Genomic DNA, 21,748 nt, shown 5'->3' with positions numbered 1-21,748 from the left:
TCCCTCCTTTTTTATATCATTTTAAAGTTTAAGATTCTCATTTCGCACCCATCCAATTACTCCATCCTTTTTTACTAGAGTTATTTCATTAGCCTTTTCTATGATTGAAACTATACTACCTTTTTCTGCCTCAATAAAGTAATCTGTACCATCATAGCACCTTATACCATCTTCAGCCTTAAAGATTTTATCATTCTTAATTAAAAGATCATGACCGGAAGACATATGCCTACAAAGACTAAACTCTTCTCCCTCTTTAAGTATGTCAATCAGATTATCCATCCAAGTAATTTGGATAGTATTCTTATTTGAATATTGAGTTTTTATTATCTCTCCTTTTAATAGATCATCCGCCGAATCAAAGGTAATATTATCACCATCTATAATTAGTGCATTGAGCTGACCCTCTGTCCTTATTGCATTTCCACCATCTATACTTATGATCTTTTGCTTTTCATTTATAATGGGATTACAGCAACCTTTTTCTATTCCATAGTTTGCCGTTGGCCAATGCCCTACTATAACATATTTTGAAAAAACCAATTTTTCATTCATAAAGGCATCTCGTTTTATAACCTTATTTATCTCATTCTTTTCTAAATCTTCAGTTGTAATGCCAGCGTGAGCAAATATATAATCTTCTGTTTCAATTATATGTGGTAATTTCTCTAAGTAGTCTAACTCCATAGCAAAATTCGCTCTTAGCTGTTCATTAATAAAACTCATGTCTGATTTTTCATTAACTTCAATAGAAAGAGCCTTACACATCTCATTTAATATGCTATTCTTTCTAAACAACATATATTTTAGCAGACTGTCATTATCAACTTCATACTTTATGTCTTCCCACAAAACATCACAGTTTCCTGTGACTACATAAACCTCTTGCTCATTAGATAGCTGAATAATATATCTTAAAGTTTCTAAACTTTTTTCACCTTTTTCAATTAGATCTCCAACCAAAATCAAAACATCATCTTTTGTATAATTAACTTTCTCTAATAGCTTTTTAAATAGCTTTAGATTCCCATGTATATCACTTATGACGATAATTCTCCTATTTTTATAAAGAGTAACCTTTTCGACTTTAGCTTTCATTTAGGCATCTCCTAACATTCAAGTATTTTTATCATTTTATATTACTTTAACTTACTATATTAATAGGATTAATGCTAAAAAACCTATTTAATAATGATTATACCTTATCTAAACTAACTTGGAGCAATAATTTTTATTGAACAGCAAAATACTCTATGCTATATTTAAGATAGCATATATTTAGGAGGAATAAGATAGATGAAATTAAGCTAAGTCTACAGGAATGGCATAAAAAACAAGCAATCAATAATTTTAATACTACATAGGATTTAATTGATAAAACTGATAGGACTAGAGAAGATAATATAAAAATGATACACACAGCTCATGCTTCGAGATTTCATTGGGATGAGGTTGGAACTCCTATTGAATTTGCAAGGAGTGAATGGCAGACATCTAGAGTGTATTCCTTACTGGGAATGTTTGAAAGTGCCTATATGGTTGGTAAAAATGAAGAATTAGTGAAAGAATATTTATAGTTAGCAAAAGAGGCAGATGAGAATATAAGTAAAAAAGGTAATAAATATTATTTTTTATCTGAATTGAAAATCTAATATAAAACCCTAGAAGTCTAGGATCTGATATTAGATTTTCAATTTGAATTATTTTCGCAAAATCTTATCCATCGCTTTTCCCTTTGCTAATTCATCAATCAGCTTATCCAAATAGCGAATTTCCTGCATAGTTGGTTCTTCGATATCTTCCACTCGGATACCACAAACCACACCTTTGATTAAAGCCCGAGAAGGATTCATTCGTGAACCTCCCATGACTAAAGTCACAGGCTTCTAGATAAAAATATCTAGAATTTTTCCTAATTCATCGTAAACTGCCAAAACTTCTGGTCTTGCACCTACTCCAATAGTTAAGTCGATACTTAAAAAGAGTATCTCTTAACTATGCTTAAATATTACTCTAAGCTAGGCCAACCTCACCGTTCCAGTGATTCTTGTTGCTATATTTACTCCTTAAGCTACTAATTTAAGTTGCTTAAGACCTTCTTTCCTTATGTTTAAAGATGCATTCAAATCTCTATTATGGTGTGTACCACAACCACTACATACCCATGCCCTTTCATTTAATGTTAGCATTATATTTTTATTTCCACAGGATGAGTATAGTTTTGAGGAGGCAAACCACCTATCTACCTCTACTAGATGTTTACCTTCTAATTTTAGCTTATAATCTAGAAAAGTGATGAATCTACTCCATCCAGCATCTGATATTGATTTAGCTAATTTTCTATTCTTTACCATACCTTTTATATTTAAGTCTTCAACTATGACAACTTGGTTTTCATTGACTAGTTTACGACTTAATTGATGTGCAAAGTCTTTTCTTTGATTCGCTATTTTTTCATGTACTTTCCCAACCTTCTTCTTAGCTTTTATGAAGTTTTTGCTACCATTCTTCTTTTTAGATAAACTCCTTTGTGTTTTAGCTAATTTATCTTCTGACTTTTTTAAATACTTAGGGCTTGGTATTTTTTCTAGGTTTAAGCCATTAGTAATGGTAGCAAAGTCCATTAAACCTAAATCTATACCTACTACTTTATTTAGGTCTATATTATCTAAATCTAAGGTCTTAACCCTATCTATTACCTCTTCGCAAGATAGGGAAGCATAATACTTACCAGCCTTTTCAGAAATAGTTATATTTTTTATTTGAGACTTTTTCCTTATTACCTTTTTTAGTTTATCACTAATATGTTTTTCATTAGGCATATTAAATTTTACTAGTTTTAACTTAGGAAGTTTTAAAAACTTATCTACGATTTCGATATTATTGTTAGTAAACTTAGTAGTATAAGCTTGTTTTGCATTATGTTTTGACTTGAATTTAGGAAATCTATTTTGTCCTTTAAAAAACCTATTATAAGCATCATTTACGTTCTCAACGGCTACTTCTAAGGAGAATTTATCTATATTTTTAAGATAAGAAAAGAGTATTCTTTTAATTGCTTCATTGGATTTAAATAGTTACTTTTATATTCATAAACAGATAAAGCTTGTCCTGTTTGTTTGTAATGCTCTTGTCTTTCTGCTAAATATTTATTATAGATAAGTCTAGTGCAACCAAAGGTTTGTTTAATTAATATCTTTTGTGAATCATCAGGATAAATACGTAATACTATCCCAAAATTATTAAGCTGTTTACCTTGATTTGCTAATGCTTCATTTTTCTCTTTAATGGTTTTTCTTTTAGTCATATAGTTTCCTCCTTCCTAAGATAATACAGGTAATATTTTATTTTATTTTCTTTACATATATTATATATTACATTAGTTCCGAACACAAGTTTCTTATCAGGAAAGAAGCTTTAACCCACGACTGAAGTCACGAGTGTGCAAGCTTCGTTTATCAATAATATGTCAAAATTATTTTAAGTAAATTTATAGTGATAATATTCATTAATTATCCTTCAGCACTATAAATAAATTTCCGATTAACAAAAAGTTCTCTTAAACGTTTCTGTAAGAGAACGTGTATACTAAATTTAAAATTATATTACTTATAGTTATAAGCATCCTACATTCCAATCCTATATACCAGTTGATATGCCTAACATGCAGCAAAAACCGCCGTTACTTATGATAAGGTTCACCGCCAACGATTGACTCGCAACAAAATATATATATAGAAATATAATAATCTTATATTTTTATATAAGTTTAAAAAAGTGTTGATATTAAATTGCAATTTTTTATTTTAACGTATCTCTTTTTAAGAAAATAAAAACCACTTAATGAAAGCTAAGTGGTTAAAGTAGTATATAATTATTTATTCAAAACTCTAATTGCTAATTGTCCATCTTCTGAGTAATCAACTCTGAAGTAAATATCACTATCTTCTTTTGAAAATTCAAGACATTCTTTATCTGTATCAATATTAATCCCTTGTTTTTCCGCTCCTTGTAGTTTTTCATTTGGAAGTTTACCATAAAAATCTTTAAACTCATAAGAATAAGAATCAATATCTGAATAGATGCTTCCAATCATTGCTTTTGCTTGAAGAACAATATCTTCTTTACTCATTTCGTTATAGTTTTTATCCCAGTTATATCTGCCAAAATAATAAAATTCACCTGTTACATTATCAATATCAAGTACAAATTCAAGACCGTCTTTTTCCAATTGAATTGAGCTCCAATTCATTGTTTCATAATCTACTCTTCCTTCACCTGTATTAATGCCCGTAATATCAAATTCTTTTAATTCGGGGAAAGCTGTATAAGCTTTGTTTAAAGCTGTCTGTTGAACAGAAGTAAGGTTAGAACTATCTGGAAGATATTCTGACAATTTCATATCAACATTTTCCTCTTGAATAGTTACTGTTTTAAACGCTTCAATAATATGTGGTGCTGCAAATACTCCTACAGGAATTATTACTGCTACTGCTATTGCTAAAGTTGCAGTACTCAACATAAATTTCTTTTTCTTTTCCATAAATTTTTGCTCTCCTTTTCGAATAACATTATTTATATACAAGTTTCGTGTTTTAAAATATGCTTGCTTAGGACACTCTATGCTATCAGCGTAGTTTGACAATTGTTCTTTTAATTTTCTTTCAATATCCATTCTTTATCTTTGCGACCTCCATCCACATTATTTATTAAATTTATCCGTCTTTTTAACTGCTTCAGAGCTGAGTGATGTCTTGACTTTACAGTTCCCAAAGGTATTTCTAGTATGTCTGCAATCTCTTGCAATGAATAATCATAATAGTATCTTAAAACTATTACTACTTTTAGTTTATCTGATAAACTATTAATTAATTCAATTGTCTCACTTTCTACTTCAGAGTGAATAATGTTTGGCTCATAACTCATATCCTCTCTGCTTAGCATTGAACATTGTTTTTCGAAAATCCGAAAAATACGATAATTCTTTCTTTTAAAGTTACTAATTTGATGAATAGTTATTCCATGAAGCCATGCTCCAAAGGATTTATCTAAATTATAATTATTAATTGAACTCCACAACTGAACATAAACTTCATTCATAATATCATCTCTATCCATGTGATTATAAACAATCATTGAAATTAATCTATAAACATCACTACTGGTTTCATTATAAATAAAGTCAAAAGATTCGATTGAGCCATCTCTCATCTCTTTTATATGCTTATAAAGCTCGTAGTCTTTTTCTTTTGACTGGTCTAGCAATATTTTTTCCCTCCTCCCTAAGCATTTAAATTGAAAATTTGTTTTGTAAGCTGCTTACATAATGTATTGGTTCAATTTATATAAAAGGTTCACTTTTTATTTATTTTTTATAGGTTGTTGAATAATTAAATTTTTCTGTGTATAAGTTTCCGTGGTATAAGTTGATTCCTATTTATACCATGGAAAGTCTATTAAAATGAAGAACAAAAAAGTAGAACTTTCCTATTCGTTACAAAAAAGAGTACGATTCTAGGATGCCCTTTTGATTTAAACTCTTATTTATCTCTATGAACACTGTGTGATTCGTGTAGTACTACCTAAGCTACCACCATTATAATAGCCCAATCTGTCAATTTTTTTTGAGTTGGTTTCATTTTCACACACCTCTTTCTAAATTGTGTTAAGGAACGGCCTTTTACTTACATGATAAGTATATGAGAATACGACACCCAAAACAATGCCAAGATTTATTCTAAAAATTTTACCTTATAAGACGAAAACTGACGGATACTAATGATCACCAACTGGAAATAATCTATGCATCATGAAATCTACTTGCTTGTGTTGACTATCTATAAATTTCATATCTTTGTATTTTAATAATTCTAGCAGTTGATTTAAACCTGTATCTTCATGATGTTATTTCGAATTTAATCATACCATATTAATAAATGGCTTCTGCATGTTGCTAATAATAAAGTATTAACTTTATATCTTTTAATTTATAACTTCATATTTTTCATTAACTAATACCTCAATATCATTATCATAAATGATTCATTGGAACCATCCATATGCCCTCCTTTAAAAATTATTGGATTTTTACTTACTTAAATATTTAGCATCAATTTTTCCACTTTGTAAGCCTGTCCAAAATTCATCTAATTTTATGATTTCAAAAGTATAATGGAATACTTTGTTCAATCATTGTATAATATCGTCATGGTTGGATATTTCCAACCAAATTTTGGCTAGTGAGGTGTATGAATTGGAATGTATTCAAACAAACAAGCATGAAAGCAAAAAACTTTATCTATTCTTTATACTTGCATATGGAATATCATGATTGTTTGCATTACCACTAATATTAAACCTTAACTTAAACTCTGAAAATATTTTCCTATCACTAATGCTATCAGCTCAATTTGGACCCTTTTTCAGCACTTTTATTACAGCATTTATATTCGATTGCAAGGAGGGTGTTAAGGATTTATTAAGAAGGGCTACAAACATAAAATTACCTTGGTATGTTTATGTACTAACTATTACTGTCCCAGCAACATGCATGTTCTCAGGAGTTTTTCTTGGCGCGAGCATTATAAAAACAACTCCGGCATTATTGGTTTTAGTTCCCACCACAGTCGTTACTACTATAACATCACCTCTAGGTGAGGAATTCGGTTGGAGAGGCATTACTTTGCCTATTATGCAAAAGAAGCTATCTCCTATAATGGCCTCATTATTATTAGGTATAGTATGGGCTGGCTGGCATTACTGGCTATTCCTAGTACCAGGACAATTCCAAAACAATCTGCCATTTATCCTTTTTAGCTGGCTGTATTGGAGATAGTCCTTGGTTTACCTGGTTCCATAATAGAAGTACTGTTAGTATCTTCGTAGCAGTATTCCTCCACTTTACACTTAATTTTACATTCAAGGTATCACCTATTAACCCTAAATATTTCAATGGAAGCATAGTACCATATATTATAATGGTAACTTTGGAATTGATTTCAGGGATGGTTATAAATTTATATTTTAATAATAAGGTAAAGCAATAAGATAAGGCGAAAAATATACCTTGATTTAGATATGTTTTTCACCGTTACTTATGGTAAGGTTCTCTGTATATATACCATCGGATAAAACGTTAATTACTATCTATATTTTCAATATCTTTCAATGTTTTATCTCCTAATTTCCATGCCTTTCTTCCATTTACAGAGCCACCTGAGACAAATATTGCAGCTGCACTAGGAGAAGAAAATTTTATACTATCCATTAGTTCATATAAATTATTATCTTTTTCTTTTAGTACTCCTTTTTTTACGAATTTCTCCCTATCTTCAACAACAGACTTCCTCGTGCTCTTCCTACTTTCAATATCTTTTAATACTGTCGAACCTTTTAACATAACATAGTTATTATCAACTACCTCCATCATTGCTACTGCTCCTTTTATCGAATATTTATATATATCTTGTTTAATATCTTCAATTAAGCTATTTCCCTTTATTGTTCTTGGTGTCAAAAATTCGTAACCTAATGCTTCTAATATAAGTATTATCATATCCATAAATTGTACTACTTCACTTTCATCCGCCTTAGATATTTTAGGTTTATTAGGTATATTTTTATTATCAGATAAGTATCTATCTGCTTCCTTGACTTGAGCTATAAAATCAGATTCTAAGTATTTAACTTGTGTCTTTGTTAAATAATCATCTTTAGACATAAATACTAAACACTCTGTCCAATAATCTTTATTATTTATATGGGTTTTTATCCTATTCACAACTTCATCTGCTTCACCTATGTATATTTTTTCTTCATCTCCAACTAACATGTAAATACCTGGTCTACTCCATTCTTGACTATTTAAATATTTTCCTATTTTCATTCTAGGCACTATATATCCTATTATATTTGTATTAGATAGCTCTACTGTTTTTATACCATTAGATTTTCCTTCTTCTAAAAAAATCCTTATACTCTTGCCACTTTTCAATATTACTCACTCCTTTATTACCATAAATATAGTTTATTATCCGTTATTTATGATACGGTTCACCCTTCATTATCCTAAATCCCCTATATACTTGCTCTAGTAAAATAAGCCTCATCAACTGATGGGGGAAGGTCATTTTTGAAAATGAAAGTTTAAAATCGCTTCTATTCCTTACTTCCTGAGATAATCCTAAGGATCCGCCTATAACAAAGGTAATATCATTTATTCCATTAATCATTAAATCATCTATCTTTTTCGACAAATCTTCAGAAGATAATAGTTTTCCTTCTATTTCCAAGGAAATAATAAAGGAATTTGGGGGAATTTTGGCTAATATTCTTTCTCCCTCCTTATTTTTTACTATTTCCATTTCCTTTTCAGATAAAGTTTCAGGTGCTTTTTCGTCTTCAATTTCTACTATACTCAATGAGCAATACCTTGATAATCTCTTTGAAAATTCCTTTATTCCTTCTTGTATATATTTCTCTTTTATCTTTCCTACTGCAATAATTCTTATATTCATATTTATATACCTTTACCTTTATATAATATAAAAACAGCTGCATAAGTGAATCTTACAGCTGTTCTTCTTTCCATCAATAATCTCTATTTTATCATATTGTCTCTAAAAAATACTATAAGACCATAATTAGCTAAAATTTCCATAAATTGATTATGAGTTGAGCCTTCTAATGCTCTCATCTTTGAATTATCCTTATAGGATCTTTCATTCATTTTTATCTCTTCCTCAAATATTTCTATGGCTTCTTCTCTAGTCTCTAGATTTTTTAATAAATCTATGTATCTGTCGTATTCTCTAGATAGCTCATCCATTACAAATTGGTCTAATTCTGGGTATCTCTTTACATATTCATTTAAGACTTCTTCTTTACCTCTAATCTCAAACATAATTTTACCCCCTCATATTAAAGTATTAATTGAATAATACCCTAGTCTTGTAATGTTTAATCAATTATATCCAAGTTTTTACCTCTTCTAATAATCTAAAGTTAGTTAGATTATAATAAAGTGGCGTTACTGTTACATATCCTTCATTTAGATAAAACCTATCTGTAGCCTCTTCAGCTTCCATGTCCTTCCTACCTTTTAACTTCAATACCTTTTCTCCAGTTTCACTGTGCTCCATAAAATAATCATCATAAATAGGACCACCTATTTTACAAATCTTTATGCCTAATATATCCTCTTCATCTCTATAGGGAACATTTATATTTAATACGATATTTGATTTCACTAATTTATCCATGGAGCTTTCTAAAATTTGTCTTGTATATTTAGCTGCAATATCAAATCTTGCATTACCTTCTTTTACTTCTGCTGATATGGCTATAGAAGGTATTTTATATATATTTCCTTCTATTGCTGCGGAAACTGTTCCTGAATAAAGTATATCCATACCTGAGTTAAATCCAAAGTTTATTCCTGATAAGACTAAGTCTATTTGTCTTTCTGCTAAAACTTCTAAACCAACTCTAACACAATCGGCAGGAGTTCCTGAAACACTATAAGACTTAGACTTCAATCCTTCCAACTCTACCTCTTTTACTATTAAATCTTGTCCCAATGTAATTGCATGGCTTTGGGCAGACCTTTGTACATCTGGTGCGACTATGATTATCTCATGGTCTTTTTCTAATTCCTTTGCTAATGTATATATACCTTCTGCCATTATTCCATCATCATTTGCTAATAATATTCTCACTTTTAACCTCCTAGCTATTTTAAAATTTTATAAATTCTATTTGTACTTCCATATTTTGACCATTCCTATTGATTGTCAGAACTGTTTTGTCTCCAATTTTATATTTGTAAAGTATCTTTCTTAATTGAGTCATATTTTCAACCTTCTGATTATCAATCTTGGTTATTATATCTAAAACCTCTAAATTAGCTTTTTCTGCTGGAGAATTCTGTAATATTTCTATAATCACTACTCCACTATTAATGCCTAATTTAGTACCAAATTCTCTTTCAAATCTCTCCACTTCTGTCCCTTGAAAACCAATATAAACACTGCTAAATTTGCCTTCCTTAATAACTTGTTCTGCTATGGGTTTTATTAAATTTATTGGAATGGCAAACCCCAATCCTTCCCCTGTCTTTACCTTTGCAGTATTTATACCGATTACAGCGCCTTCACTATTTAAAAGGGGACCACCACTATTTCCTGGGTTTATAGATGCATCTGTTTGAATTAAGTCTTCGATAATATTGTATTCATCTACTCTAATGGAACGATGAAGTCCAGAAATTACTCCTGATGTTACAGACCTTTGAAAATCTAAGCCCAATGGATTTCCTATGGCAACTGCCAATTGACCTACATCAAGTATATCAGAATCTCCTAATTCTGCCACTTGTAAATCTTTAGCTTCTACTTTTACTATAGCTAAATCAAGAGAAGAATCATACCATAAAACCTTTCCTTGAATTTTATCTCTATTTTCTATTAGTACTGATATTGACTTTGCTTTACCATCTCCAATAACATGGGAATTAGTTAGTATATATCCATTTGAGTCTATAATTACTCCTGAACCTACTCCTTCCACATCTCTTGACCAGAACAATTCTCTCATTTCTTGAACTGTAGTAATACCTACTACTGAACCTATTGCTTTTTTTGCAGCAGCTGTCACTGGAGTTATACCTTCTGTTGGAGTAATAGTTATCTGATTTATAGGACTTGTCTCTTGTCTTTGATATAATTCTGGTACAGGGAGAAGTTTTCCATATAAATACGTAGGTGCTATATAAGAGCCAAATATCCCCCCGATTATAGCTGCTATTAATGCCACTAGGATATATGAAAAAACTCTATTTTTCTTAGGTGGCCTATTATAGCTATAATAATTATAATCATCCATTCCAATACCTCCTTATAATTTATATACTTTAGTTATCTTATCCCTATATGTTAAATCTAATGTAACTTCACTATCTACATCTATCCCTTTATTTACTAATATTTCCTTTACAGTCCTATGGGCTAAGTCTGGTGTATTATTATCTTTACTTAAATGCCCTAATAAGATGGTTTCTTTATTACCTGATATAACTTCTCCTAAAACACTTCCAGCATAATCATTAGATAGATGTCCATTCTCACTAAGTATTCTTTGTTTCAATGGCCAAGGATAAGCTCCATTCTTTAACATATTTACATCATGGTTTGACTCCATTAAATATAAATCAGAACCCTTTATATGATTCTTCATATTATCATTTACCCAACCTGTATCGGTTATAATACTGATCTTAGTTTTTTTGTAGTAAAATATGTAACCAACTGGCTCTAAGGCATCATGGAATATATTAATAGGAAGTATGGTTATATCTTTTATATCTAGAAATTTTTCAGTTACAAATGTTTTTATATTATTCTCCTTTATTTTACCAATGGATTTTTCCATTCCCATCCAAGTATTAATATTGGCATATATGGGCAAATCATACCTTCTTGAAAGAACTCCTACTCCCCTTATGTGATCAATATGTTCATGGGTTACTAATATCCCATCTAATGTATTAGGTTCTACTCCTATGGAGGATAATAATCCCTCTATTCGTTTACCTGAAAAACCTCCATCTACTAATAATCTTGTACTGCTAGTTTCAATATATTGACAGTTCCCTGAACTTCCACTGGATAAGGAACAAAACTTAATCGTCATTCACAATTCCCCCATTTTATAGTATCTTTTTATAATGAATAGCAAAGTTCTACTTTATTTTTTATTTTAAAACTTTACGTAAATGAGTTTCAAAAAGCTTTCTTATAATGTTTATTTAGAGCCTTTTTTATATTATAGTACATCTACATTAAAAAAAGAAGAATTTAAAATTCTTCTTTTTCTTAGTTATTATAATTATCTATTATTACTTTATATCCATCGTTAAATAAAACTCTCCAAGCAGGCATAGTTTTTCCCTTCTTTGCCTCCTTAAGATCCTTTACATAATCATTATGATCTGTTGGTTCAAAGTAATAGCATAAGGATATATCCTTTATGGTTTTCCCATATACTTCCTTCATACTTAAAAGGCTTAGAATAGATTTTGGTGCTGTGCCAATATATATAAGGGTATCTCTTTCCTCCAATACATTTAGCCATATCCTTTCCAACTTCTTAACTCCAGTCTTATTTACCTCTATATTAGTATAAGATTTCTCTAAATATCTATCTTTGTATGATTTGGAAAATTCTAAATAATAGCTATCATCCTTTAATAATATATAGGATAATTCCATATCTGAAATATTATATCTTCTCTCTTGCAAAAATTCTAATGCAATATTTTTGGCCTTTTCTTCATCTAAGTCTTTATAATTTTCTGTATTACTTTTATTCTCGTAGACCAAAGTCTTTTTATTTGTAATTAATATTTTCTCATCTTTATGGACAATTTCAGTTAAACTCTGTTCATCTGATTCAATAATTCCTTGACCTTGAAAAAATGTATTATTTATTTTAGAAGAATCTACAAATTCGTATTCTACTATTAAAGTATTTAGACTAGGAATTTCTTTAGATATTTCTGTGTCTAAAAAGATATTCTTATCTTTTAAAATTTGGGTTACATCCTCTATAAATCCTTCCTTTATCGTCGTTTCTGTTTGCCTTTCACTTGAAAGCAAAACAAAGCCTAATAACATATTAGTTACTATAAATGCAACTATTAAGATGGTTTTTGCCTTTGACCAGTCCACTTAACTCACCATCCATCCTACTTAATTTTTTTCATATACTAAGGAACCATCATATACATTAAATGCATAAAGCCCATTTCCTATTCTTATGACCCATACAGGTATTAGTTCATCTCCAATATCCTTCAAACATGGATCAAAATAAGATAGAGTAATATCTTCTATAGACTCCAAAACCTCCTCTTGAAGAGGCTCTTCACCATCCGTTAATTTAATATTACTTTCTTCTAAATACTTTTCAACTATAAAATCATAATTCATGTCAAGTATGTCAAATGAAGCTAAATTCCTCTTAGCCTCTGGAACATTTTCAACTGATTGATTCATATCTTTTCTAATAAAATGTTTATACGATCTTACATGGTCATTAAATACCTCTATCTGAACAAAATCTGTTACTTCTTCATTTCCAAGAATTATTGGTATACCCTTAACTCTATATCTAAAGGTTAGATTATATCCTAAGTTATCATCTATTTCGATTTCTTCTACTTTGGCTAAATACATCCCTTTTGGAACTCCTGGACTTTTAGATATAAAGTCTGCTGCAGTAGTCAAACTTTGATAAAGTTCTAGCTTTCTAACTGATCCTTCTAGGGGATGAAAATATTCTAAGGAACCATTTATATTTAGCTTCAAAACTTTTTGATTATAGATATATATGGTTGAACCATTACTTTCAACTATTTCTCTGATATAATCAATATCCTTATTAAAAAACTTTTCTACCATTTCTTTCTTTTCTTCTTCATCTAAATTTCTAATTTCATTTTCTACATATACTGTAGGCAATGTACTTTTCATTTCATATGAAATATAAGTATTATTGTTAATATCTAGTGTTTCTTTCATAGAAAAATAATTATTATAATTCCTATCTTCCTCAATTTTGTTAATCTGCTTTTTTAAATTATCTAAATCTATGGATTTATCATATATTGATACATTTTTTTCTCCATCTGAAAAAATAAAAAAAGAATCCTTATTTCCCAAATATATATAAATACTTTTAACATTAGGTAAAGTATCTACTATTAGATTAGGGTCTTTAACTTCTAAGGATTTAGCTAATATATAAGTATTCACTTTTTCAGGAAAATAAAAGACCAAAGACCTTTTACCACTATATGTGGAAAACTCGTCATCAGGTAATTCAGAGACTTCAATACTCTTTGAGCCTAATATATTATTTAAAATACTCCTTGAATTAGTCCATAATCTATACTTATATTCGTCATAGAAAAAAGTATGGTTTTTTTGACCAAAATTTAACAAATATTTATTAGGCACTATCATATCTGATAACAGATATGATACACCATAAGCCTCTTCTTTATTGCTAAATATATTAATCATTTCATTAGGTAGTTCAATCCATAGTTGTTTTGTAAACGCTAAACTAATGCATACTAATGATATTAATATGAGAGTTTTGAATCTTTCCATCATTTTAATCATCTCCGTATCATTAGTAAATATTACTTAAGAATTGTTATTATATCTTTAAGTTTAACTTCATTTGTCTGATTTCCAGTATCTGATGATTTTACATATATAATTATTTCAACTGGAGAAACTTCTTCTACATCAAACTTAACAATTATCTTATTTATTCCTGTTACTAACTCTAACTCTTTATCAAAAAATCCCATATTACCTGATTTGATTGTATCAGTAGATATCTCTATATAATCATCTTCCTCTGGCAATTTTAATAAATCAAAATTCTTTCTTGTAAGATCTGTAGTTCCATATACTTCTATTGTAATTTCTGCTCCAGATGGTGCTTTTCCATTTATAAAAGTAATCTTATCCTCTGTAGAATAAGCTTTTTTTTCAGGGTTTATAACTTGATATTTGGATATATCAACTTTTTGCTCAGTATCAACTTTAGTATTAAATCCTGCTGAATGTCCAACTGAACTAATAGCAAATAAACTAGTACCTATAAATAAACTAGCCAATATCTTTTTCCACATATTTCATCCTCCTTTACTTTTTACTTTAGCTACATTATATAGCAAATATATTACAGAACTATTACAATAAAATTAAGATTGAATTACACTTTTTCATAAGGTATCTTTATTGTCACTGTTGTGCCTTCTCCAAACTTACTATTAAGAATAATTTCACCTTGATAGACTTCCATTATTTGTTTTGCAATAGATAGTCCTAGTCCTGTACCACCTAGCTCTCTGCTTCTTCCTTTTTCAACTCTATAGAATCTTTCAAATATCCTTTTTTGATCTTCTTCCGGAATGCCTATACCGTTATCCTTCACTTCTATATTTATAAAATTATTTTCACCTGCTAAGGAAACTTGAATAGTTCCTCTATCTTCTGTGTATTTTATGGCATTAGATATTATATTTAGTATTACCTGTTCTATACCATCTTTATCTATTACAATACTTGGTAAACTTTCTTCTATATTTACTTCTAATTTATGACCTTTATTTTTAAAGGCAAATTCCAATTTTAATAAAATATCTTCTAAAAGTCTATTTATAGACACTTCCTCTTTTTTCCACACTGTCTTCTTATAGTCTAAGTTTGAAAGCTGTAGTAAATCTTTAACAAGCCTTGCCATTCTATCACATTCATTATCTATAACCGTTAAAAACATTTTTTCTGTTTCCTTATCTATTCCATCATCCATTAAAGTCTCTGTATAGCTCTTAATCGTAGTTATAGGCGTTTTTAACTCGTGAGATACGTTTGCTACAAATTCCTTTCTCATATTATCTAGTTTATGCTCGTTTGTCATATCCTGAAACACAAATATAAGTCCAGCTATATTATTTCCTTCATTTCTAAAAGGTGCATATTTTACTTTGTATATATGGGAATCAATATCCAATGTCTTATATCCCTCTAAAGTAGATATTTGTTCATAATTAATATCTTCAAAATCTATGAGTTTCAATAGATTATTCATATGAGGTTTAATTTCCATATTATCAGTTTGCTTATCAGCTAACTTCAATATTTCCATGGCAATAGGATTTCCATGGATTATATTTCCATTTGTATCTACTGCCAAAACTCCTTCTGCCATATAATTAAATATAGTATCTAGCTTAGATCTTTCTAAATCCATTGCTCGTATTGTATTCTTTAGCTTTAAGGTCAAATGATTAAACATACTGGCAAGTTGACCAATCTCGTCATCAGATTTCACATCAACAAATTGGTCAAAATTTCCTAAAGCCATTTCTTCTGCTTTGTTGGTTACATCACGAATAGGCTCTGTAATACTTGATGCTATTAGATATCCTAAAAGTATGGTAACTCCAAGGGCTATCATTGTAGCACTTGTTAATATTTTCTTAGATTCATTTACTGTTACATATACATTTTGAAGATTTGAGGTCATATATATTACTCCTTTGACCTTTCCTACTTCATTTAAAACAGGATACGCTATATGGTTTAATGAAGTATCTTCATTTTTTTCCTTTAGATCGTTGCTAGACTTTTCTCCATCATAAGCCTTTAACACTAATGTAGGATCTATGAATTTATATGATAAGGCATTTTGTCCTATTAGCTTTTCATATTGCTTCGATGATGAGGCTATTATAGTTGGGATTTCATCATTATATATTACGTATAAAGTCTCATTGCTATCTATCTTCCACTCATTTAAAGTTTCTTGTATTTGTTCCCCCACATTTAGCCAATCATCCTCTGCTAAATATGAAGAGGTTCTAATTATGGTTTCTATGTGTTGCTCCATAGAGTTAGTAATATTTAATATCTGTTGGGATTCTAATCTTCCAATAATAAATATACCTACTATTATCATTGCAATAAATATTAATAAAAAATAAACTACAATAAATTTCCACTTTATACTGGCAAACATACTAAGCCCCCCTGAAATAATAGCCTACTCCTCTTTTAGTTAAAATATATCTAAAATCTCCACTATTGTCTTCTATCTTTTCTCTTAATCTTCTTATGGTTACATCTACAGTTCTTATATCTCCATAATATTCATATCCCCATACTTCTTCTAGTAGTTGCTCCCTAGAGAAAACTTGATTAGAACTAGAAGCCAAGAATTTAAGCAATTCATATTCTCTTAAAGTCAAATCTACTATATTCCCGCCCTTTTTAACTTCATATTTGTTTAAATCTATAGTTAAATCATCAGAAGTAATCATAGAATTTGAGCTCTTCGTTGTAGAGGTCTTAGAAAAATCAACTCTCCTCAGGTTTGCCTTCACCCTAGCTATTAGCTCTCTCATACTAAATGGTTTTGTTATATAATCATCTGCACCAAGTTCTAAACCTAAGACCTTATCTACTTCTTCTTCCTTTGCCGTAAGCATAATTACTGGAAATCTATATTCTATTCTAATTTCCTTAAGGACTTGGAAGCCATCTTTTTTAGGCATCATAACATCTAATATTACTAAGTCTGGCATTAATTCATGGATCATATTCATGCCTTCTTCCCCATCATAGGCTGTTTCTACACTATGGCCTTCCTTTTCAAGATTAAACTTTATTATATCTGCAATGGCCTTTTCATCGTCTATTACCAATATCTTATTATACATATTGAATCACTCCAATTAACTATTTGCATAATTACCTTCTATATTAGATTATCTAATATAGAAGATTCATTGTCAAATGCTTATTATAATTTGGCAACTCTTCAAATATTTTACTTGCAACTTACATTAATTTACTATATAATTATATCATCTCAAAGGGGAGTAGCTTAAAAATAATTAGTCGTCATTACGGATTTTCCCGGCTAATTACCTTTTTTAGGAAGCAAGACCTTTGTTTAAATCGATTTATGATTTAAACAAAGGTCTTTTTTGATTTATTTTATTTTTCAGTGGTATACTAATTAATAAGATTTGGAAGGAAGGGGATTAATTTGAAAGAATGGTACAGACAAAGCAAAGAAGATTTATTGTCTAACTTAGATTCAGATATTGATTCTGGTTTGACATCAGACGAAGTACAACTTAGGCTAGAAAAATACGGCACTAATGATCTGAAGGAGGGAAGTAAGAAAAGTTTCTTTTCCAAAATTATAGCCCAATTTTCAGACTTCCTAGTATTAATCTTAATAGGAGCTGCGATTATTTCAGTTTTCGTTGGAGAATCACAGGATGCCATAGTTATAATAGCCATAGTCATTGTAAATGCTTTTTTAGGTATTTATCAGGAAGGTAAGGCTGAAAAAGCCTTAGATGCATTGAAGAAGATGTCTTCACCAAACGCAAAGGTTATTAGAAATGGAAATCTTGAAGTGATTCCTGCTAATACCTTAGTACCAGGAGATATTGTATCCTTAGATGCAGGGGACATAATTCCTGCAGATTTAAGACTTATGGAAAGTTCTAATTTAAAAATTGAAGAAGCTTCTTTAACTGGTGAATCAGTACCCGTAGAAAAAAATAGTAATTCCATTTTTGATGAAGACATATCTTTAGGTGATAGACATAATATGGCATATATGAGTACTGCCATTACTTATGGTAGAGGAAAAGGTATAGTTGTAGGCACAGGCCATGATACTGAAATTGGAAAAATAGCTACAATGATTCAATCCTTTGAAGAAGAAACAACTCCTCTTCAGAAACAATTAAATCACCTTGGTAAAGTTCTAGGTATTGCCACAATATTTATATGTATAGCAGTATTTATAATTGGTCTTTTTCAAGGTAGAGGTGCTTTAGAGATGTTAATGGTTTCCATCAGTTTAGCTGTAGCAGCTATTCCAGAAGGTTTACCAGCCATTGTAACTATTGTTTTAGCTATTGGTATGAATAAAATGGTCAAGAGACACGCCATTGTCAAAAAACTTTTAGCAGTTGAAACATTAGGTTCTACCACAGTTATTTGTTCCGATAAAACTGGTACATTAACTCAAAATGAAATGACAGTAGTTAAAGCTTTTACCGATGGAAAAATCATAGATGTAACTGGCGGTGGATATGAGCCATCTGGAGAATTCCAGATAGATGGTAATAATATAAAAATTGAAGAAGTAGGTGATTTACAAACACTTCTTTCCATTTCAGCCTTAGCTAATGATGCTAGTATTGAAAAAACAGATGATGGATATAAGGTTATTGGAGATCCTACAGAAGGTGCCCTTGTTACTTTAGCTGGTAAAGCCAATATTACTAGACAAAGTATCAATAATGAGTTCCCTAGAATTGAAGAGATACCCTTTGATTCAGATAGAAAGATGATGACTACATTCCATAAAAACTATATACCTAATAAGGTTGTTTCTTTTACTAAAGGAGCACCTGATATAATAATTAATAGATGTAATAGAATTAGTATAGATGGTTCGGTAATTAATTTTGATCAAAGTATAAGAGATCAAGTATTAAAAGTAAATAGTGGTTTTTCAAAGGATGCATTAAGGGTTTTAGCCTTCGCATATAAGGAATATGACGAATTACCAAATAATATATCTCCAGATTTAAATGAAGTAGATATGACCTTTGTAGGCTTAGTAGGTATGATAGACCCTGCTAGACCAGAGGCTAAAGATGCAATAGCTAAGTGTAAAGAAGCAGGCATACAAACAGTTATGATTACTGGAGATTATAAAGAAACTGCCTTTGCCATAGCTAAAGAACTTGGCATGGCAGATACAATAGATCAAGCTATGATGGGTGAAGAATTAAATAAAATCTCAGATGAAGAACTAAAAGAAGTAGTAAAAGATATAAAGGTCTATGCTAGAGTCTCCCCTGAACATAAGGTAAGGATAGTTAGTGCATTAAAAGCTAATGGCGAAATAACTGCGATGACTGGAGATGGAGTAAACGATGCATTGGCTTTAAAAAGAGCAGATATTGGTGTATCAATGGGAATTACAGGTACAGATGTAGCTAAAAATACTGCAGAATTGATTTTAACAGATGACAACTTTGCTTCCATTGTATCTGCTGTAGAAGAAGGTAGAATAATATATAGCAATATTAAGAAGTTTGTTTTCTTCCTATTATCATGTAATATAGGAGAGATATTTCTAGTATTTGCAAGTATATTATTTAATCTACCAGTACCACTTTTACCTATTCAATTATTATGGCTAAATTTAGTTACAGATAGTTTTCCTGCCCTTGCTTTAGGTATGGAAAAAGGTGATCCTGATATTATGAAAATATCTCCTAGGAATCCAAAAGAACCTATACTAAATAAATCCATGTTAATAGGAATAATTATTCAGAGTATAGCTGTAGGCGGAGCTTCATTATTAGCTTATAAATGGGGTCTTGCAACTTATCCAGGAGATATTGATAAAGCGAGAACTATTACCTTCGCAGCTTTAATAATTGCCGAACTATTACGTGCTTATTCTAGTAGATCACAAAGACATACATTATTTAAAATAGGATTCTTTACAAATAGAACTTTGGTATATGGTACACTGTTTTCCTTTATATTATTACTTGTTGTACTGTATGTACCGTTTATACAACCTATATTTAATACTTTCTCACTTGGTATAAAGGATTGGTTGGCAATTCTTGAATACGCCTTTATTCCTCTAATAGTAGGAGAACTAAGTAAATTAATAATTAAAAAGTAGAACTTTCCTACTCGTTATAAAAAAGCCCTCGGGCTTTTTTCTTTTTTGACACATTTCATTTTTTTGTAGCATAGAATAGAGCAAGGAAGGTGGTAATAGTGAAAACAGTAATAAATACTAAGCTTTGCCCTATTCTAGGTGCTAAAATAATGTCTCAATCAAGGGAAGAAGTACCAGTAATTGTACAGTTCAATAATAGCTCCTCTACTCTAAAGGAAAATATCAATAGCTTATCTAATAGTGTCAAACGTAATTTACCATTAATAGGTGGGTTTGCTGGACTTATGACTACAGATATAATTTATAAAATTGTATCTAATCCTGAAATAGATTATATTAGTTTTGATTCCAGAGTATATACTTTATTAGATATTGCAGCTCCTACTATGGATGCATATTTTCCCCACGATAAGGGATATAATGGAGAAGGTATTACAGTAGCTGTAATAGACACGGGTGTGGCTCCCCACAATGATTTAACAAGACCTAATAATAGGATCGTTGGATTTAAGGATCTGGTTAATAATAAAACTGATCCTTATGATGATAACGGACATGGTACTCATGTGGCTGGAATTATTGCAGCAAGCGGTTATTCTTCAGGTGGCAAGTATGTAGGTATCGCTCCTAAGGCTAATATACTTGGTATTAAGGCTCTAGACAAATCAGGTGGTGGAAATATTTCAGACATAATAGATGCCATATCGTATATAGTAGCTACTAAGGATAAATATAATACTAAGATTATTAATCTTTCTTTAGGTACTCCAGCCAATAACTCTTGTGATAAAGATCCCTTATGTAAGGCTGTTGACATGGCAATAAATGCAGGTTTAATTGTTGTTGTAGCTGCAGGAAATAGTGGACCTGAAAAGGGAACTATTCTTTCACCTGGTATTAATAAAAATGTTATAACTGTTGGTGCAATTGATGATAAAAGAACTATAGATCCATCTGATGATACTATAGCTCCATTCTCTAGCCGTGGACCAACTTCAGAAGGTTTAATAAAACCCGATGTATTAGCTCCTGGAGCAAATATTAACTCTCTATCAAATACTAAATTAAATGGATATACATCCCTTAGTGGAACCTCCATGGCGACACCTTTAGTTTCAGGTTCCATTGCACTTTTATTAAATAAACATAAAGACCTTTCGCCACAGGAAGCAAAAAATAAATTAATAAAATCATCTATAGCTCTTGCCAATTCTCCTGAAAATTATGGGATAGGAGTTTTAAACTTAAAACTATTGTTTAATGATGGAAAAGATAGTGTAGAAGGTAATATAAAATCTAGTTCAAGCTTTATAGATAATGATTTAATAGAGACTTTTCTTATGTTATTGATAATTGTATTTTTATTAGATTCTAGATTTTAAAAAGGGCGAAAAGTCGCCCTTTTAGTGTTATATATTATAATAAATCTCTTTTT

The 21,748-nt window shown here is 30.2% G+C and carries 21 protein-coding genes; 4 read left to right on the top strand and 17 right to left on the bottom strand.

Features of this window, described 5'->3' with window-relative positions; genetic code table 11:
* Positions 1–21: 21 nt before the first annotated feature.
* Positions 22–1,098: a metallophosphoesterase gene (locus RBU61_RS17875; protein WP_308877020.1), complete on the bottom strand. Its 1,077-nt coding sequence runs from the start codon at positions 1,096–1,098 to the stop codon at positions 22–24.
* A 311-nt stretch (positions 1,099–1,409) separates the two neighbouring features.
* Between RBU61_RS17875 and RBU61_RS17870 the strand changes: the two genes are divergently transcribed.
* Positions 1,410–1,577 carry a hypothetical protein gene (locus RBU61_RS17870; RefSeq protein WP_308877019.1) on the top strand — a complete coding sequence of 56 codons (168 nt, stop codon included), beginning with the start codon at positions 1,410–1,412 and terminating at the stop codon, positions 1,575–1,577.
* Between the two features lie 123 nt (positions 1,578–1,700).
* Here RBU61_RS17870 and RBU61_RS17865 read toward each other — a convergent pair whose 3' ends face one another.
* The 5 genes from RBU61_RS17865 to RBU61_RS17845 all read right to left on the bottom strand — a co-directional run bounded on the left by RBU61_RS17865 (position 1,701) and on the right by RBU61_RS17845 (position 5,265).
* Complete coding sequence (locus RBU61_RS17865) at positions 1,701–1,853, bottom strand: DUF2200 family protein (protein ID WP_308877018.1); 153 nt, start codon at positions 1,851–1,853, stop codon at positions 1,701–1,703.
* Positions 1,854–2,066: 213 nt separating this feature from the next.
* Complete coding sequence (locus RBU61_RS17860) at positions 2,067–3,023, bottom strand: transposase (RefSeq protein WP_308879841.1); 957 nt, start codon at positions 3,021–3,023, stop codon at positions 2,067–2,069.
* Positions 3,020–3,307 carry a helix-turn-helix domain-containing protein gene (locus RBU61_RS17855; protein ID WP_308877017.1) on the bottom strand — a complete coding sequence of 96 codons (288 nt, stop codon included), beginning with the start codon at positions 3,305–3,307 and terminating at the stop codon, positions 3,020–3,022. Before RBU61_RS17855 ends, RBU61_RS17860 begins: the two co-directional genes overlap by 4 nt.
* A 567-nt stretch (positions 3,308–3,874) precedes the next feature.
* On the bottom strand, positions 3,875–4,675 hold the full coding sequence (locus tag RBU61_RS17850; RefSeq protein WP_308877016.1) for a hypothetical protein: 801 nt from the start codon (positions 4,673–4,675) through the stop codon (positions 3,875–3,877).
* Positions 4,654–5,265: a sigma-70 family RNA polymerase sigma factor gene (locus tag RBU61_RS17845; RefSeq protein ID WP_308877015.1), complete on the bottom strand. Its 612-nt coding sequence runs from the start codon at positions 5,263–5,265 to the stop codon at positions 4,654–4,656. Before RBU61_RS17845 ends, RBU61_RS17850 begins: the two co-directional genes overlap by 22 nt.
* A 1,066-nt stretch (positions 5,266–6,331) precedes the next feature.
* Between RBU61_RS17845 and RBU61_RS17840 the strand changes: the two genes are divergently transcribed.
* On the top strand, positions 6,332–6,835 hold the full coding sequence (locus tag RBU61_RS17840; RefSeq protein WP_308877014.1) for a CPBP family intramembrane glutamic endopeptidase: 504 nt from the start codon (positions 6,332–6,334) through the stop codon (positions 6,833–6,835).
* Between the two features lie 300 nt (positions 6,836–7,135).
* Here RBU61_RS17840 and RBU61_RS17835 read toward each other — a convergent pair whose 3' ends face one another.
* The 11 genes from RBU61_RS17835 to yycF all read right to left on the bottom strand — a co-directional run bounded on the left by RBU61_RS17835 (position 7,136) and on the right by yycF (position 17,296).
* On the bottom strand, positions 7,136–7,993 hold the full coding sequence (locus RBU61_RS17835; RefSeq protein WP_308877013.1) for a GIY-YIG nuclease family protein: 858 nt from the start codon (positions 7,991–7,993) through the stop codon (positions 7,136–7,138).
* A gap of 43 nt (positions 7,994–8,036) precedes the next feature.
* A complete protein-coding gene (gene rlmH, locus RBU61_RS17830; RefSeq protein ID WP_308877012.1) occupies positions 8,037–8,516 on the bottom strand; it encodes a 23S rRNA (pseudouridine(1915)-N(3))-methyltransferase RlmH in 480 nt (159 codons plus the stop codon).
* A gap of 83 nt (positions 8,517–8,599) precedes the next feature.
* Positions 8,600–8,902 carry a hypothetical protein gene (locus tag RBU61_RS17825; RefSeq protein WP_308877011.1) on the bottom strand — a complete coding sequence of 101 codons (303 nt, stop codon included), beginning with the start codon at positions 8,900–8,902 and terminating at the stop codon, positions 8,600–8,602.
* Positions 8,903–8,966: 64 nt separating this feature from the next.
* Positions 8,967–9,716, bottom strand: coding sequence for a 5'/3'-nucleotidase SurE (surE, locus tag RBU61_RS17820; RefSeq protein WP_308877010.1), 750 nt, complete (start codon positions 9,714–9,716; stop codon positions 8,967–8,969).
* A gap of 19 nt (positions 9,717–9,735) precedes the next feature.
* Complete coding sequence (locus tag RBU61_RS17815) at positions 9,736–10,881, bottom strand: trypsin-like peptidase domain-containing protein (protein ID WP_308877009.1); 1,146 nt, start codon at positions 10,879–10,881, stop codon at positions 9,736–9,738.
* A 12-nt stretch (positions 10,882–10,893) separates the two neighbouring features.
* A complete protein-coding gene (locus RBU61_RS17810) occupies positions 10,894–11,688 on the bottom strand; it encodes an MBL fold metallo-hydrolase (RefSeq protein WP_308877008.1) in 795 nt (264 codons plus the stop codon).
* Positions 11,689–11,870: 182 nt separating this feature from the next.
* Positions 11,871–12,725 carry a two-component system regulatory protein YycI gene (locus tag RBU61_RS17805; RefSeq protein ID WP_308877006.1) on the bottom strand — a complete coding sequence of 285 codons (855 nt, stop codon included), beginning with the start codon at positions 12,723–12,725 and terminating at the stop codon, positions 11,871–11,873.
* Between the two features lie 21 nt (positions 12,726–12,746).
* Positions 12,747–14,174, bottom strand: coding sequence for a hypothetical protein (locus RBU61_RS17800; protein WP_308877004.1), 1,428 nt, complete (start codon positions 14,172–14,174; stop codon positions 12,747–12,749).
* A gap of 29 nt (positions 14,175–14,203) precedes the next feature.
* Positions 14,204–14,704 (bottom strand): hypothetical protein, encoded by a 501-nt coding sequence (locus tag RBU61_RS17795; RefSeq protein WP_308877002.1) that lies wholly within the window; start codon positions 14,702–14,704, stop codon positions 14,204–14,206.
* 83 nt (positions 14,705–14,787) lie between these two features.
* Positions 14,788–16,596 carry an ATP-binding protein gene (locus RBU61_RS17790; RefSeq protein WP_308877001.1) on the bottom strand — a complete coding sequence of 603 codons (1,809 nt, stop codon included), beginning with the start codon at positions 16,594–16,596 and terminating at the stop codon, positions 14,788–14,790.
* 1 nt (position 16,597) lies between these two features.
* Complete coding sequence (yycF, locus tag RBU61_RS17785) at positions 16,598–17,296, bottom strand: response regulator YycF (protein WP_308877000.1); 699 nt, start codon at positions 17,294–17,296, stop codon at positions 16,598–16,600.
* Between the two features lie 332 nt (positions 17,297–17,628).
* Here yycF and RBU61_RS17780 point away from each other — a divergent pair, with 332 nt between their 5' ends.
* Together RBU61_RS17780 and RBU61_RS17775 are read left to right on the top strand one after the other, a co-directional pair.
* Positions 17,629–20,313 carry a calcium-translocating P-type ATPase, SERCA-type gene (locus RBU61_RS17780; RefSeq protein ID WP_308876999.1) on the top strand — a complete coding sequence of 895 codons (2,685 nt, stop codon included), beginning with the start codon at positions 17,629–17,631 and terminating at the stop codon, positions 20,311–20,313.
* Positions 20,314–20,411: 98 nt separating this feature from the next.
* The gene (locus RBU61_RS17775; RefSeq protein ID WP_308876997.1) at positions 20,412–21,695 is read left to right on the top strand and encodes a S8 family peptidase; all 1,284 of its coding nucleotides are present in this window, start codon (positions 20,412–20,414) and stop codon (positions 21,693–21,695) included.
* Positions 21,696–21,748: the final 53 nt, after the last annotated feature.

Origin of the sequence: Tissierella sp. MB52-C2, from assembly GCF_030931715.1 — a bacterium.
Classification (GTDB): Bacteria; Bacillota; Clostridia; order Tissierellales; family Tissierellaceae; genus Tissierella.
Note: the sequence above shows the minus strand (reverse complement) of the source record. Positions and strands in the feature narration are given on the sequence as shown.

Bases quoted from the DNA above. Each gene is read 5' to 3' on its own strand.
- RBU61_RS17875 (WP_308877020.1), bottom strand. From the start codon at position 1,098: ATGAAAGCTAAAGTCGAAAAGGTTACTCTTTATAAAAATAGGAGAATT.
- RBU61_RS17870 (WP_308877019.1), top strand. From the start codon at position 1,410: ATGATACACACAGCTCATGCTTCGAGATTTCATTGGGATGAGGTTGGA.
- RBU61_RS17865 (WP_308877018.1), bottom strand. From the start codon at position 1,853: ATGAATCCTTCTCGGGCTTTAATCAAAGGTGTGGTTTGTGGTATCCGA.
- RBU61_RS17855 (WP_308877017.1), bottom strand. From the start codon at position 3,307: ATGACTAAAAGAAAAACCATTAAAGAGAAAAATGAAGCATTAGCAAAT.
- RBU61_RS17850 (WP_308877016.1), bottom strand. From the start codon at position 4,675: ATGGATATTGAAAGAAAATTAAAAGAACAATTGTCAAACTACGCTGAT.
- rlmH (WP_308877012.1), bottom strand. From the start codon at position 8,516: ATGAATATAAGAATTATTGCAGTAGGAAAGATAAAAGAGAAATATATA.
- RBU61_RS17825 (WP_308877011.1), bottom strand. From the start codon at position 8,902: ATGTTTGAGATTAGAGGTAAAGAAGAAGTCTTAAATGAATATGTAAAG.
- RBU61_RS17815 (WP_308877009.1), bottom strand. From the start codon at position 10,881: ATGGATGATTATAATTATTATAGCTATAATAGGCCACCTAAGAAAAAT.
- RBU61_RS17810 (WP_308877008.1), bottom strand. From the start codon at position 11,688: ATGACGATTAAGTTTTGTTCCTTATCCAGTGGAAGTTCAGGGAACTGT.
- RBU61_RS17800 (WP_308877004.1), bottom strand. From the start codon at position 14,174: ATGATGGAAAGATTCAAAACTCTCATATTAATATCATTAGTATGCATT.
- RBU61_RS17795 (WP_308877002.1), bottom strand. From the start codon at position 14,704: ATGTGGAAAAAGATATTGGCTAGTTTATTTATAGGTACTAGTTTATTT.
- RBU61_RS17790 (WP_308877001.1), bottom strand. From the start codon at position 16,596: ATGTTTGCCAGTATAAAGTGGAAATTTATTGTAGTTTATTTTTTATTA.
- yycF (WP_308877000.1), bottom strand. From the start codon at position 17,296: ATGTATAATAAGATATTGGTAATAGACGATGAAAAGGCCATTGCAGAT.